This window comes from Haladaptatus ordinarius (assembly GCF_054177595.1).
Genome location: NZ_JBPEHH010000096.1, coordinates 1 through 13,960, shown reverse-complemented (window position 1 = coordinate 13,960; position 13,960 = coordinate 1). Strand labels below are relative to the sequence as shown.

Sequence of the window (13,960 nt, the reverse complement as noted above, 5' to 3'; positions counted from 1 at the left end):
GCAGCCGTAAGAACAGTGTCTGGATGGTAGAGAAATCTCATAATCACCCATCCAGACGCTTCCTGAGAATCTAACCCCGTCAGTCGTGACTATCCACTGACTCGATGGGAAGTACCGACAGTCGAGTGTGGGATCGTCGGGCGGCGTCGATACCCAGAACCCGCGTCGCGGAGGTCGACACCGCCGTTCGAAGCCAGTACGGTCGTCTCCCGGTCACCCTTCGTCGTTCGCCTTAACGCTTAACACGACCTCCGTTGACCAGCACACGGGGGATTTCGAATGGCAACTTACGAACTACCAGACCTGCCGTACGACTACGACGCACTGGAGCCGAGCATCGACGCACGCATCATGGAACTGCATCACGACAAACACCATCAGGGGTACGTGAACGGTGCGAACGCGGCGCTCGACCAGCTAGAGGAGATGCGGCAAAACGACGAGTGGGGGGATATAAAGGCGGTCGAGCGCAACCTCGCGTTCAACCTTTCGGGTCACGTCAACCACTCCGTGTTCTGGGAGAACATGTCACCCGACGGTGGCGGTGAGCCCGGCGGCGAACTCGCGGACGCCCTGGACGAGCAGTTCGACTCGTTCGACTCGTTCAAGGCGCACTTCTCGGCGGCCGCGAAGGGCGTCGAAGGGTCGGGATGGGGACTCCTCCTCTACGACCACATCGGCGACCAGCTCGTCGTCAGCATGGCCGAGAACCACCAGAATCAGACGCCCCAAGGGACGACGCCGCTGCTCGTGCTGGACGTGTGGGAACATGCCTACTATCTCCAGTACGAGAACAACCGCGGCGAGTACGTGGACAACTTCTGGGACGTCGTGAACTGGGACGACGTGGCGGCACGCTACGACGCGGCCAGAGGCGCGTAACGCACGAAATCGGAGTTTTTTGCCGCAATATCGTGTTGTGTGTTACCTAACTCCTCCTCAAGGTTTAACAGAGATAGGGGAGATGTGATTGATGGAGGACTTACGATGCCAGAAAAATCCAACGCGGAACTGCCACCGCTTCCGTACGACTACGACGCACTGGAACCACACATCTCCGAACAGGTGCTCACGTGGCACCACGACACGCACCACCAGGGCTACGTCAACGGCCTGAACAGTGCCGAGGAGACGCTCGCCGAGAATCGCGAGTCCGGCGACTACTCCGGCACGGCGGGTGCGCTGGGGAACGTCACCCACAACGGCTGTGGACACTATCTCCACACCCTCTTCTGGGACAACATGGACGCGAACGGTGGCGGCGAACCGACGGGTGAACTCGCAGACCGTATCGAGGAGGACTTCGGCTCCTACGAGGGTTGGAAAGGCGAGTTCGAGGCTGCCGCGAGCGCTGCAGGTGGCTGGGCGCTACTCGTCTACGACCCCGTCGCAAAGCAACTCCGTAACGTCAAGGTGGACAAACACGACCAGGGCGCACTCTGGGGAAGCCACCCGATTCTCGCACTCGACGTGTGGGAACACTCCTACTACTACGATTACGGTCCGGACCGTGGCGATTTCATCGACAACTTCTTCGAAGTCGTCGATTGGGACGAAGTCGCCGACCAGTACGAGAACGTCGTGCCGCGGTTCGAGTAAGGCCACAACCCACCCATTTTTCGACGCCGCGGTAGAGAGCACGCTATCGGACGAGAGAGACGTTAGTCCTCGGTGGACGAGACGGTCGGAACGTCGTATCCCGACGCGATATCGGTCATGTGCCGAAAGAGCGATTCGTAATCGTATCCGCTCAGTCGCTGGTCAAAACTGGCGAACACGCCGACGTTTCGTTCGTCGTCCGAGAAGAACATCCCGAACTGTTCGAAGTCGTCGAACCCTCGCACCGTGTACCGATAGGAGGCGTAGTACAACTGGTCGTACGTGTCCCGCGTGACGAACCCGAATCGCTCGTTGTCGACGTATTTCGAAACGTCGACGTCCTCAAGTTTCGTCTCGACGTCGTCACGAAGATACAGCACCTCGTAGTCCGTCTGGTCGAACAACCAGATGTCTCTGAGCCTCTCGCCCCCGAATTCGGCGAACGCCGATACGAGCACGTCTTTCGTCTCGCTCCCCTGCTCTTCGCGCATGTCATTCACTATACTGAATCAATATTATAAATTCTCGGTTGTGATTATCGCGGGTTATGGTCACCACAGCGGATGAACGACCGTGCGCCAGTGCGATTCGATTCGTGAGGTTTTACGCTCGGTCGGACGTACCTTCGCGCATGCCGAAATCGAAATCGGAGTTCGAAGAACTGTTTCCCTGCGACTTCTACGAACCCGACGAACTGCTCGAAGCGGACTCGATGTACACCGTCTACGAGATAGCGCGGCTCTTACAGGGTCTCGACCCGAACGCCGAAATCGACGTCGAAACCGAAGACATCCTGCTCGACTGGGCGATTCCGTGGATAATGGTCAACGCTGCCGACCTCGTGGTTGCAGAACCCCCGAGCGAGGAGGAACCGGGCTACTACGGTCTGCAGACATGACCGTCCTCATCGCGGGAAGCGACAGAGTCGATGCCGGGAAGACGACGTTCACCGTCGGTCTCTTAGACCACATCGACGGCGTCGGATTCAAACCCCGCGCAGGCAACGACTTCTGGTTCGACCACGACGACGCCGTGAGCGCAATCTCCGAGGGACGACTCTACGGAAAGGACGCGACGCGTCTCGCGGACGCGAGTGCAGGCGCGCACACGCCCGAAGACGTGAATCCGGTCCACCGCCTCTGGTGGCCTGCACCGGGCAAGGGACAAGGACTGCTCGGCCAGAAACACCGAGAGTTTCTCGTCGACCGCGTTGGCGAGGCGTTCGTGGTGAACGGAACCGTCTCCCTCCCGGCGTTCGTCGAAACGAACCTCCCGCTCGACGATGCTGTGGCAGTCCAGTCGCTGTCCGAACTGAACGACCAGACCGAACGACGCTACCTTCCACACTTCCGGGCGTTGTCCGAACGAATCCGGGACGAAGACCGGGCGGTCGTGGAGTCGTACAGCGACATCGCCCGCCCGATTCGGGGCGTCGAGTTCGACACGGTCGCGGTCGTCGAACCGCGCCGAGTTCGCGTGTACGACGGCAAACGGTACGAGAAAGCCTGTGAAGTCGCCGACAGCAGCGCGCGGGACGGCACGCTCGAAAAGCGCGTCGAAGACGTGGTGAGTCTCCTCGGCCCCGTCGAGACGTTCACCCTTGAACCACTGGGGAAATCGAAGCGGGCCGACCCAGCGAAAATCGCCGCTGCCTACGAGACGGCATACGACGCACTCCGATAGGCGATTCCGGAGCAAGTCGTTGGGTCCTCGAGCGGGTTGTCAGTACATCCGTGCGGCCTGCGAGGCGAGTTCGACGTCGTGGTGGGGGTTGGTGGTCACGCTCGGGCCGTGCCCAGTGTGCATCTCGCGCAGGTCCTCGTCAACCGCGCCGAGTACGCGGTCGATACTCCGAACGAGCGTCTCGCGGTCACCTTCTTCGAGGTCGGTTCTGCCGAAACTCCCGTTCTGAAACACGAGGTCGCCAGCGAACAGCACGCCCGCCGACTCCGAGTAGAAACAGAGGTGGTCGTCCTTGTGGCCCGGCGTATGGAGGGCGCGGTAGTCGTCGTCACCGAGCGCGAGCGTCTCCTCGTCTTCGATTGCGACGTCGACGCCGTGCTGGTTCGTGTCGAATCCGAACGCTTCGACGCCGAAGGCGTCTTTCACTGCCTCGACGTTACCGACGTGATCGGGGTGCGTGTGCGTGAAGATTACCGCGTCGAGGCCGCCCGCCAGTTCCTCGATGCGGCCCACGGCGTCGAAGTTCGACCCGGTGTCGACGAGGACGGTGCGCTCGCCGTCGACGAGGAAGGCGTTGCTAGTGAACGACTGGACGCCGGTCGCGATATTGCGAATCATGTGTCGACGTAGGAACGGGGTGGGTTTCCCGGTTTCGTTCGTCCCGAACAGACGGCGCGATATCGGTCCCGTCAGCGCGGGACCACTGCCGTGAGCGACGAACCTGGCCCGGAGACGACTCGAAAAGTGGTCGGGGAAGGGGGGAGTTATGGACGCTCGCCCGAGGCTGGCGTCTACTCTTCGGTGAGTTCCTCGAGGAGCGTTTCTAGACTGTAGCTCTGGAGCACACGATGCGTGTCCCGGAGCGTGGAGATGACGAACGTCGAGTTCGTTCGTTCGACTTCTTCGATGCGTTCGAAATCGCCGATGAGTCGCTCGACCATCTCTCGCCCGGTGAGATGGGCGGTCACGACGAAGTCCGTCTCGCCCATCGTGAAGTACGCCTGGGTGACGCCTTCGATGTCCAGAATCTTCTCACCGACGTCGGTGTACGACCCGGTGTAGTCGGCGAACACCTCCACGACGACGGTGACGCCGAGGCCGAACGTTTCGAGGTCGATGTCGTAGAGGTCGTTCTCGATGATACCCGCCTCGCGGAGGTTGTTCAACCGGTAGTGGATGGTTGAGACCGGGATGCCGGTTTCCTCGTGGAGTTTCTCGGGACTCCCCGACTCCAGGTCGGCGATCGCCTTGAGCAGTGTCACGTCGCGTTCGTCCATCGTCTCAGCATTGGGGCGTTACGGTATGTAACCTCTGGGTTCCAGTCAGAACGAATAGGGGTCCCGTACGAAAATGTCGATAGTATTTCAGTATGATGAAGTCAAACTCGTAATTTCTATCGTCTGGTGCGACTGATATCCAATGACAAACCCGACTCTTGTAGAAGGATTTAACAACACCCATCTGATACGGTTGGATAGAAATCTATGCTACTGTCCAAATCTAGTAGATTGCTGCCGAACGATGGGGTATTGTTCGTACTATTAGCCAGCTTCTGGGGGGCTTCGTTCGTCTCCATCGACGTCGGTCTCCACCACTTCCCACCGCTGCTGTTCGCGGCCATCCGCTACGACGTGGCCGGTCTGGTCATCCTCGGTTACGCGGTCGTCACGACCGACCGCTGGCGACCGCAGCGTCGAGCCGACGTGTTGGCTATCGTCACCGTCGGCGCGTTCATCATCGCGGGTCACCACAGCCTGCTCTACCTCGGCCAGGAACACGTTCCGGGTGCGCTCGCGGCAGTGGTCGTCAGTCTCTCGCCCGTTCTCACCGCCGTCTTCGCCAGCGTATTCCTCGCGGACGAGCACGTCACCTCCCTCGGCGTCGTCGGGTTCGTCTTCGGCGTCGCCGGTGTCGCAATCGTCGCGAACCCAACGCCTTCGAACGTCCTCTCGGTGGACGCGCTCGGCATCGGGCTCGTCTTCCTCGGTGCAGCGAGTTTCGCACTCGGGTCGGTGCTCACTCGCCCACTCGAAACCGAAATCTCGATTCCTGCCCTGCAAGGGTGGGCGATGGTGTTCGGCTCCGGATTGCTCCACGTCGTCAGCGTCTTTCGAGGCGAGTCACCGACTGCAATCGACTGGTCGATGCCCGCGATCGCGTCCCTGGCCTACCTGACGCTCGTCTCCGGCGTGGTCGCGTTCTTGCTCTACTTCCAGTTGCTAGACCGCATCGGTCCCACGGAACTCAATCTCGTCGGCTACCTCGAACCCGTCGTCGCCACGGTCCTCAGTTGGCTCTTGCTCGGCGAACTGGTGGCGGAGACGACCGTCGTGGGCTTTGCCACCATCTTCGTCGGGTTCGCCCTGCTGAAACGAGACGCGCTGTTTGCCTTCGCGCGTTCGGCGAGATTGCGTGCACGTCGGGCCTGACCCCACATCACTTTTCGGCCCCCTCCACCTAAGCTCTCGCATGGCAACACGCGACGTGGGTGACGAAGACAACCCGGCCCGCGACGGTCGAGCGGACTACGACTATTACTCCGACGACGTGAAACGTTCCGGCCTCGTCGGCGACCTGCAAAAACGAATCGACGGCGAGGTTCGCTTCGACGAGTACTCCCGCCAACTCTACGCGACGGACGCGAGCGCCTACGAGGTGACACCGATTGGTGTCGTCTTCCCGAGTTCGACTGAGGACGTGTCGGCGGTGATGTCCTACTGCGCTCACCGCGAGATACCCGTCCTCCCGCGCGGCGGTGGAACCAGTCTGGCGGGCCAGTCGGTCAACGAGGCTGTCGTGCTGGATTTCACCCGCAACATGGACGCCCTCCTCGATACAGATCTCGATGCACGCACTGCTCGCGCCCAACCCGGCGTCGTCCTCGGCGACCTGAACCGTGCGCTCGCCGACCACGACCTGAAGTTCGCGCCTGACCCGGCGTGGGGCGACAAGAGCGCCCTCGGCGGTGCCATCGGCAACAACTCGACTGGGTCTCACTCGCTGAAATACGGCAAGACCGACGCGTACGTCGAGGCGGTGGAAGTCGTCCTCGCGGACGGGACGGTGACGACCTTCGGTGAAGTGACCCTCGCCGAACTGCGCGAGAAGGCAGGCGGAGAGTCGCTGGAGGCGGAGATTTACGCCGAAGTGCTGCGAATCGTCGAAGAGGAATCCGATGCGGTCCGTGAGGTGTTTCCGCAACTCAAGCGCAACGTATCGGGGTACAATCTCGACAGAGTAGTCGAAGAAGCCGAATCGGGGACTGTGAACCTCGCCCGCCTCCTCGCTGGGAGCGAAGGGACGCTGGCCATCGTCACCGAGGCGACCGTCTCGCTCGAACCGGTCCCCGAGACCAAGGCGATGGCACTCTTTTCCTACGACAGTCTCACGACTGCGATGGCGGACGTGGCTCCCATCCTCGAACACGACCCCGCCGCAGTCGAAGTCCTGGACGACGTGCTCATCTCGCTCGCCCGCGACACCGAGGAGTTCCGCGACGTCGTGGAGATGCTGCCTGACGGAACCGACTCCGTCCTCCTCGTCGAGTTCTACGCCGAAGACGACGAGGACGGACGCCAGAAGGTCGCTCGCCTGCGTGACGACCGCGAGGGGGACAGAGCGCTCGCCGCGATGGAGGCACACGACGAGGCCGGGCGCGCTCGGTTCTGGAAACTGCGGAAGTCCGGCCTGCCTATCTTGCTCTCGCGAACGACGGACGCGAAACACATCTCGTTCATCGAGGACAGCGCGGTGCCACCGGAAAACCTCCCCGAGTACGTCGCCGACTTCCAGCAGGTACTCGAAGACAACGACACGTTCGCCAGTTTCTACGCCCACGCCGGACCGGGGTGTCTGCACATCCGGCCGCTCGTCGATACGAAGAGTCCAGCGGGGTTGAACCAGATGGAATCCATCGCGGATGCCGCGACCGACCTCGTGGTGAAATACAGCGGTAGCGTGTCGGGCGAACACGGCGACGGGCGCGCTCGCACCCAGTGGAACCGGAAACTGTACGGTGATCGAATGTGGGGCGTGTTCCGCGACCTCAAATCCGCGTTCGACCCCGACTGGCTCCTGAATCCGGGGCAGGTCTGTGGAGACGTGGACATGACCGAGAATCTCCGATTCTCGCCCAGTTACGAGTTCGACTCCAGCTTCGACCCCGTGCTGAACTGGGAGAATGAGAATGGGTTCCAGGGGATGGTCGAACTCTGTCACGGCTGTGGTGGCTGTCGTGGCGGTCAGGAGACCACGGGCGGGGTGATGTGTCCGACCTACCGTGCTGCAGACGAAGAGATAACGAGCACCCGCGGTCGGGCGAACATGCTTCGACAGGCGATGAGTGGCGGTCTGGAGGAAGGCGAGCAGTTCGACGTGGAGTTCATGCACGAGGTGATGGACCTCTGTATCGGCTGTAAGGGCTGTGCTCGTGACTGTCCGAGCGAGGTGGACATGGCGAAACTCAAAGCCGAAATCGAACACGAACACCACCAGCGCCACGGCGCGAGCGTCCGCGACTCCATGTTCGCACACGTCGACGACTTCTCCGCGCTCGGGAGCACGTTCGCACCGCTCTCGAACTGGACGACGAAACTACCTGGGGCCCGGAGGGTACTAGAGTGGACCATCGGCATCGCGAAAGAACGCTCACTGCCGACGTTTCACCGGGAGAGCCTCGAAGACTGGTTCGAAACGCGAGGACCCCGCGTTCCGGAATCCGACGCCGACCGCCGCGTGCTCCTCTTTCCGGACACCTACACCAACTACAACCATCCGGCGGCGGGGAAAGCCGCCGTTCGAGTGTTAGAAGGCGCTGGCGCCCACGTCCGGATTCCCAACGACGTGACGGCGAGCGGCCGTTCCGCCCACTCGAAGGGATTTCTCGACACCGCGCGCGACCACGCAGCCACGAACGTCGCAGCGCTCGCGCCGTTCGTCAGGGACGGGTGGGACGTAGTGGTGGTCGAACCCTCCGACGCAGTCATGCTCCAGTCCGACTATCTCGATTTACTCCCGGTGAGCGAGGAGTCCGGGTCGTCGAGCGGCCAGTACACCGAACCGCGCGCCGCCGACCCGGACGCGGGAGGAATCAGAACCGACGCCGAACGACTCGCGGCGAACACCTACGGCATCTGTGAGTACGTCGACACCTTCGACTTCGAACTGACGTTCGACGGGAACGAGTCGCTGACGTACCACGGCCACTGCCACCAGAAGGCGACGAAAAAAGATCACCACGCGGTGGAGGTTCTCCGCGAGGCGGGCTACGAGGTGGATGCCCTCGACTCTGGCTGCTGTGGGATGGCGGGGAGTTTCGGCTACGAAGCCGAACACTACTCGATGAGCAGAAAAATCGGCGAGATTCTGTTCGACCAGATAGCGAAAAGCGACGGAACCGAGGTGGTCGCACCGGGAGCGTCCTGTCGAACGCAGGTCGGCGACTGGCGCGGTGAGGAGCCGCCACATCCAATCGAGAAGGTCGCAACCGCTCTTCGATAGCCGGCGACTCGCTCTCCCCGACGGACACGTCCAGGAAGGAGACGGACGAACGACCTCAGAAGTGGTCGAACTTGTCGCGTCGATAGATGTCGAGTTCGCTGATGGTCGATATCTCCTGTCGCGCGGCGAACGCGATGGCCCCGGCGACTTCTTCCGGTTCGGTCACGCTTCCGGGTTCGAATCGTTCGGCGAACGATTCGCCGTAGTCAGAGCCGAACTCGGTGCGAACTTCGGAGGGGTTGACGACCGTGATGGCGACGCCGTCCGCACCGACCTGTCCTTCGAGGCTGTGGGCGAATCCGCGAACCCACCACTTCGTCGCGGCGTAGACCGGGTTGAACGGACGGGGATACTGCCCCGCGAAGCTCCCGACGAAGATGAGGTTCCCCGCCGACTCGCGGAGGTGCGGGAGAGCCACCTGTGTGGCGAAGAAGACGCCATCCACGTTCGTCTCCTGCATCGTTCGGTAGTCGTCGGTCGAGAGGTCCTCTACCAGTTCACCGCGCGCAAGCCCCGCGTTGTTCACCAACACGTCGAGGCCGCCGAACGCGGATACCGTCTCCTCGACCATCGACGCTGCGGCCGCTTCGTCGCGCACGTCGGTCGGACAGACGAGCGTTTCGACGTCGTACTCCGATTCGAGCGCGTCGGCGATGTCGGTCAACTCCGATTCCCGTCGGGCCGCGAGCGCGACGTTCGCACCGTCGCGCGCGAGCGTGTGTGCTGTCGACCGTCCGATGCCCGAACTCGCACCTGTCACCAGCGTACTTTTCCCGGAGAGAGGGGTATCTGCCATATCCGTCGTTTGTCACCAGAGGAGTTCGTTCTTTTGTCATTTCGTGGAACAGAATCGCTCGCTCTGCCGTGACCCCGACAGTTATTTCGCCAGCGTGTCTCACACCAGCCATGCTCGTACTTCGTGGTGGTGACGTGGTGGATTCGAACGGTGTCCGGGAGGCCGACGTGGCGGTCGAAGATGGGGAAATCGTCTCGGTCGGTGACGCTCCGGACGCGGAGGCGGAAATCGACGCAAGTGGGAAGTTCGTCGTACCGGGTCTCGTCGATTCACACGTCCACGTAATGATGGACGGCCGACCCGACCCGGCACTGACCGTCGGAGAGAGCGAGACGTTACTCGCCTACCGTGCGGCGGCAAACCTCTCGGCGGCGCTCGAATCGGGCGTGACGACCGTGCGCGACCTCGGTGCACCCACGACGCTCGCCCTCGACGCGGCGCAGGCGGTTGAGGAAGGAGTCATTGACGGACCGCGAGTGCTCGCCTGCGGCGAAAACGTCGTGATGACCGGCGGGCACGGTCACTGGTTCGGACGGGAAGCAGACGGGCGCGCGGAGGTCAAGAAAGCAGTCCGAGAGCAACTCAAGCGCGGGGCGGACGTGATAAAGTGCATGGCGACCGGCGGCGTCCTCACCGAGGGTGCGATCACCGGCGCGCCCGAGTTGGACGAAGAAGAACTGACCGCACTCGTCGAAACCGCCAGCGCGAAGCGCGTACCGACGGCTGCCCACGCCCACGGGTCGGCTGGAATCAAAAACGCCGTTCGAGCCGGGATTTCGAGTGTCGAACACGGGACGTTCATGGACCGCGAGGCGGCGGAACTCATGGCCGAGCGGGGGACGTACTGGGTGCCGACCGCCAAGGCGCTCCACGGCATCGTAGAGGAGGGCACCGACGGCGGTATCCCCGAGTACGCCGTCGAGAAGGCGGAAGCGGCCGCCGAAGCGTTCGAGACGGCCTTCGAACACGCCATCGACGCCGGGGTATCGATTGCGATGGGAACCGACGCGGGGACGCCGTTCAACTTCCACGGCGACATTCCAGAAGAACTCGAACTGATGGTGGAGTACGGACTCTCCCCCGAGGAGGCGCTGGAGGCGGCGACGGTCAACACCGCCGATTTGCTCGGCCTCTCCGACGTCGGACTGGTCGAAACTGGCTACAGAGCCGACCTCGTGGTGCTCGACTCCAATCCTCGTGAGGACGTCACAGCGTGGCAATCGCCAACGCGTGTCGTGTCATCTGGGAACATAGCTCGGTGACGCACTCACGTCACAAGGTCTTTTATATTCGGACATGGACGAATTATGTACATGAGACGGCTCCTGGCTGTCGGCCTCGTCGCAATGTTGCTCGTCGGGTCGTTTCCCGCGTTCGGGACGACCCAGAGCAATGGCCCGACAAATCCGCAGACGATCGCAACCTCCCAGGAGTTCGACGACGTCGAATTTCAGATTGTCGTTTACGAAAACTACTCCGCTCGCTGGACGTTTCGCTACGAGAAGACGCTGAACAACCAGAGCGAACGAGAAGAGTTCAATCAGTTCGCGAAAGAGTTCAACAACGGTGAGACGGAACTGTACAGAGATTTCAGAACCAACGCGGGCCAGCTCACTTCGACGGCGAACAACCAGACGGAACGGGGGATGGTCGCCGAGAACTTCTCGAAACGGGCATACGTCGGCGGTGGCGGTCTGAATCAGGACGCGAAACGAGGTGTCGTCGAGATGTCGTTCCGGTGGACGTCGTTCGCGTATAGCGACGACGGGCACTACGCCATCGGCGACGTGTTCAAGGGAGGTCTCTTTCTCAGTGAAAACCAGACGCTCGTAATCGAACCCGCGGACGGGATGAAGTTCAAATCCGCGCAACCGGTGAATGGGCGGCACATGACGGGGGATACGCTCGCAGAGAGCGAAACCGTCTCGTGGTCCGGCCCACGCGAGTTCAACGACCAGCGACCGATGGTTCGGTTCACGGCCCCACCGAACAACGGTTCACCGACCACGACGGCTCCCCCGGGCGGTAACGAAAACCCGCCAGGCGATGGTGACGAGAGCCCGTCCGATTCACCCATGATGCTGTTCGTCGCCGCCGTCGTCGTCCTCATCGGCCTGGCGGCGGTGTTCGCCTGGCGACAGGGGAGTTTCGGCTCGCTCTCGTCTCCACCGAGCACGCCGAGTGGTGGCGGTGACGGTGGCGCTGCATCCACGGAACCGAGTGGCGGTACTGCCGAACCGGCCGTGAGTGACGAGGAACTGTTGACCGACGAGGCGCGCGTCAAGAAACTACTCCGCGAGAACGGTGGCCGCATGAAGCAGGTGAACATCGTCGACGAGACGGGGTGGTCGAAATCCAAGGTGAGTATGCTCCTCTCGGAGATGGAAGACGAAGGCGACATCAGCAAACTCCGCGTCGGGCGCGAGAACATCATCAGTCTCGACGGTCACGAACCGGACGCCGCCGGGTCGCCACTCGACCGAGAGTAATCTCGATATTTTGTCGGCCACGAATCACCGACCGAAGACAGTGTGACCCGATGCTGATTGTGACAGATTGGGCCACAGCGTGGCGAAAACGCAACTGTTAAACGGTGCGTGCGATTATCGGAGGATGCGCTCCGTTGGTGTAGTCCGGCCAATCATCTTGCCCTCTCACGGCAAGGACCAGGGTTCGAATCCCTGACGGAGCATTTTCCGAACATAGTGAGGAAAAGCAGACACGCAGGGATTTTATTTACGGAAGAGGCAGTCTCGTCGAAGGCGAGGAAGCGTCTTCAGGTTTAGAATATCTGACGGAGTATTCCATTCTCGCGCCGTCGGCCAATCTACAAAGTTCGTCAGATAAAAGTAGGTCAACCAGACGAGGTCTCTTGCGGAAAAACTCAGCGGAGCGGGTCGGTCACCCGTCTGGCAGTTCCACCACCCCGAGTTGCTGCATGATCCCGAGTGAGTCGTAGTTGAGCCATATCTCCGCGAATTTGCCGTCTTCGATTCGGACGACCCCCAAACCCGTTATCTCGAACTCCTCACCGGTCGGTTCGATACCGCGGAATCCACCTTCGTGTGTCCCGGTGGACGTAAACCGGTACGCGGCCCGGTCGTCCTCGACCAGTACGTCTTCCATGGTGTGAGAAAGGTCCGGAAAGGCGTTCCAGAGGGCCAACTCTCGTTCCACGACGGCATCGACGCCATGTATCTCCTCGCCCGCATCGTGGAGGACGATGTCTTCCACGTGAAGTTCAGCGAAGGCGTCTCGGTCCTGTTCGTCGAGAACGTCGTGGACGCGTCGCACGAGTTCCTTGTTTTCTTGTCCTGTTGTCGCCATTGCACTACCCCCACAGTGCCCGTCATGACCGACGGCGTCCCCCTACCCCTCTCGGGACGAGCACCATTCGTCACTTCCATGCCCACCGTGTTAGCTGTTGTCGTAGTTCGCGGGAACAGGGCGGAGACGGTTGATACCGTCGTTCTGTGATGGGCCACTCGGGGAATCACCCGCTATACAGCACGTCGGGTCTTTCCGTGTACCCGTGAACTCAGAGCTCTTTTCTCATCTCCACGACCGTCCCGGTTACCCCTGTCGATTCGTGGCTGGAAAACTCGTGCGTGTACTCCCTGACCCGCTCGTAGCCGTGGAACTCGTAGAACGGTACTGCGTTGAGCGTCGCAGAGAGGCCGAGCGTCTGTACATCCCTCGCTCGTGCCCGGCGTTCCAACTCGACGTAGATTTCCGTTCCCACCCCACTGCGAGCGACCGCTGGATGGGCGTACACGCCGGTTACTTCGGCGTCTGCCTCCGTTTCGTACGTCTCGGGAGCATCGAACGTCACGGAGCCGAATCCGACGACGTCACCTTCGACTTCGGCGACGACGAACTGCAGGTCGTTTGACTCGATTGCTGTAGAATAGTCCGCAGATTCACACCCCCGTGCCCACGCGGTTACTTGTTTCTGGGTGTATCCCTCCAGCCCGAGTTCCTCGATGGACGTCGAATGAACTTCGCGCACGGACTCGCCGTCCGACGGTCTGGCTGTGCGGATTTCCATGCTCACATTACTTGTCGCCCTCCGATATATCCCGTGATTCGGCAGACCAGGATACACGATTCACACCACTATCGGTGTTCTCTTCGACAGTCCTTGCAGTTGCAACCACAAACGACTGCCCGATGGCCACAGAATCGACACGTATGCTCTCAGTGCTCGCGCCCGTCCGGTCGGTGCTTCGCTCGGCAATCGACCTCGTCGTCGCAATCATCACACTCGGTACTTCCCGAGCGTCGCTTCGTGAGCTGTGCTGAGTCACGGATGACCAGAGTGAACGCTGGTGTAGTAGCTGAGTGAAGGAGAACTAGAGTCCACAGATGGAGAGAACCGAACCG

At 61.3% G+C, this 13,960-nt stretch carries 14 protein-coding genes and 1 tRNA gene; 9 read left to right on the top strand and 6 right to left on the bottom strand.

The annotated features are described in order from the left end of the window. Positions 1-279 precede the first annotated feature (279 nt). Both ACR3FF_RS21980 and sod read left to right on the top strand, forming a co-directional pair. Positions 280-882: a superoxide dismutase gene (locus ACR3FF_RS21980; RefSeq protein ID WP_458190291.1), complete on the top strand. Its 603-nt coding sequence runs from the start codon at positions 280-282 to the stop codon at positions 880-882. 105 nt (positions 883-987) lie between these two features. After that, positions 988-1,599 (top strand): superoxide dismutase, encoded by a 612-nt coding sequence (sod, locus tag ACR3FF_RS21975; RefSeq protein WP_458190290.1) that lies wholly within the window; start codon positions 988-990, stop codon positions 1,597-1,599. Between the two features lie 62 nt (positions 1,600-1,661). Here the strand turns inward: sod and ACR3FF_RS21970 are convergent, their stop codons facing one another. Continuing rightward, on the bottom strand, positions 1,662-2,090 hold the full coding sequence (locus ACR3FF_RS21970) for a DUF7522 family protein (RefSeq protein WP_458190289.1): 429 nt from the start codon (positions 2,088-2,090) through the stop codon (positions 1,662-1,664). A 140-nt stretch (positions 2,091-2,230) separates the two neighbouring features. Here ACR3FF_RS21970 and ACR3FF_RS21965 point away from each other — a divergent pair, with 140 nt between their 5' ends. Both ACR3FF_RS21965 and ACR3FF_RS21960 read left to right on the top strand, forming a co-directional pair. Beyond that, a complete protein-coding gene (locus ACR3FF_RS21965) occupies positions 2,231-2,497 on the top strand; it encodes a DUF5827 family protein (protein WP_458190288.1) in 267 nt (88 codons plus the stop codon). After that, the gene (locus ACR3FF_RS21960; protein WP_458190287.1) at positions 2,494-3,282 is read left to right on the top strand and encodes an ATPase; all 789 of its coding nucleotides are present in this window, start codon (positions 2,494-2,496) and stop codon (positions 3,280-3,282) included. The genes ACR3FF_RS21965 and ACR3FF_RS21960 overlap by 4 nt, the downstream gene beginning before the upstream one ends. Positions 3,283-3,321: 39 nt before the next feature. Here the strand turns inward: ACR3FF_RS21960 and ACR3FF_RS21955 are convergent, their stop codons facing one another. Continuing rightward, positions 3,322-3,900 (bottom strand): MBL fold metallo-hydrolase, encoded by a 579-nt coding sequence (locus ACR3FF_RS21955; RefSeq protein ID WP_458190286.1) that lies wholly within the window; start codon positions 3,898-3,900, stop codon positions 3,322-3,324. A 173-nt stretch (positions 3,901-4,073) separates the two neighbouring features. Then, positions 4,074-4,559 (bottom strand): Lrp/AsnC family transcriptional regulator, encoded by a 486-nt coding sequence (locus tag ACR3FF_RS21950; protein ID WP_458190285.1) that lies wholly within the window; start codon positions 4,557-4,559, stop codon positions 4,074-4,076. A 207-nt stretch (positions 4,560-4,766) separates the two neighbouring features. On the opposite strand from ACR3FF_RS21950, the gene ACR3FF_RS21945 reads away from it, so the two are divergent. Continuing rightward, positions 4,767-5,711, top strand: a complete 945-nt coding sequence (locus ACR3FF_RS21945) for a DMT family transporter (protein ID WP_458190284.1) — start codon at positions 4,767-4,769, stop codon at positions 5,709-5,711. Between the two features lie 40 nt (positions 5,712-5,751). Next, the gene (locus ACR3FF_RS21940; RefSeq protein WP_458190283.1) at positions 5,752-8,781 is read left to right on the top strand and encodes an FAD-binding and (Fe-S)-binding domain-containing protein; all 3,030 of its coding nucleotides are present in this window, start codon (positions 5,752-5,754) and stop codon (positions 8,779-8,781) included. A gap of 55 nt (positions 8,782-8,836) precedes the next feature. Here ACR3FF_RS21940 and ACR3FF_RS21935 read toward each other — a convergent pair whose 3' ends face one another. Continuing rightward, positions 8,837-9,577 carry an SDR family oxidoreductase gene (locus ACR3FF_RS21935; protein WP_458190282.1) on the bottom strand — a complete coding sequence of 247 codons (741 nt, stop codon included), beginning with the start codon at positions 9,575-9,577 and terminating at the stop codon, positions 8,837-8,839. Positions 9,578-9,687: 110 nt separating this feature from the next. On the opposite strand from ACR3FF_RS21935, the gene ACR3FF_RS21930 reads away from it, so the two are divergent. The 3 genes from ACR3FF_RS21930 (at position 9,688) to ACR3FF_RS21920 (ending at position 12,269) form a co-directional block, all read left to right on the top strand. Further along, entirely contained in the window at positions 9,688-10,839 is a 1,152-nt protein-coding gene (locus tag ACR3FF_RS21930; RefSeq protein WP_458190281.1) for a metal-dependent hydrolase family protein, read from the top strand. A gap of 51 nt (positions 10,840-10,890) precedes the next feature. Beyond that, on the top strand, positions 10,891-12,066 hold the full coding sequence (locus ACR3FF_RS21925) for a helix-turn-helix transcriptional regulator (protein ID WP_458190280.1): 1,176 nt from the start codon (positions 10,891-10,893) through the stop codon (positions 12,064-12,066). Positions 12,067-12,194: 128 nt separating this feature from the next. Then, a tRNA-Glu gene (locus ACR3FF_RS21920) sits at positions 12,195-12,269 on the top strand. A 209-nt stretch (positions 12,270-12,478) separates the two neighbouring features. Here ACR3FF_RS21920 and ACR3FF_RS21915 read toward each other — a convergent pair. Next, positions 12,479-12,904: an ester cyclase gene (locus ACR3FF_RS21915; RefSeq protein ID WP_458190279.1), complete on the bottom strand. Its 426-nt coding sequence runs from the start codon at positions 12,902-12,904 to the stop codon at positions 12,479-12,481. A gap of 211 nt (positions 12,905-13,115) precedes the next feature. Beyond that, positions 13,116-13,625, bottom strand: a complete 510-nt coding sequence (locus ACR3FF_RS21910; RefSeq protein WP_458190278.1) for a GNAT family N-acetyltransferase — start codon at positions 13,623-13,625, stop codon at positions 13,116-13,118. Positions 13,626-13,960: the final 335 nt, after the last annotated feature.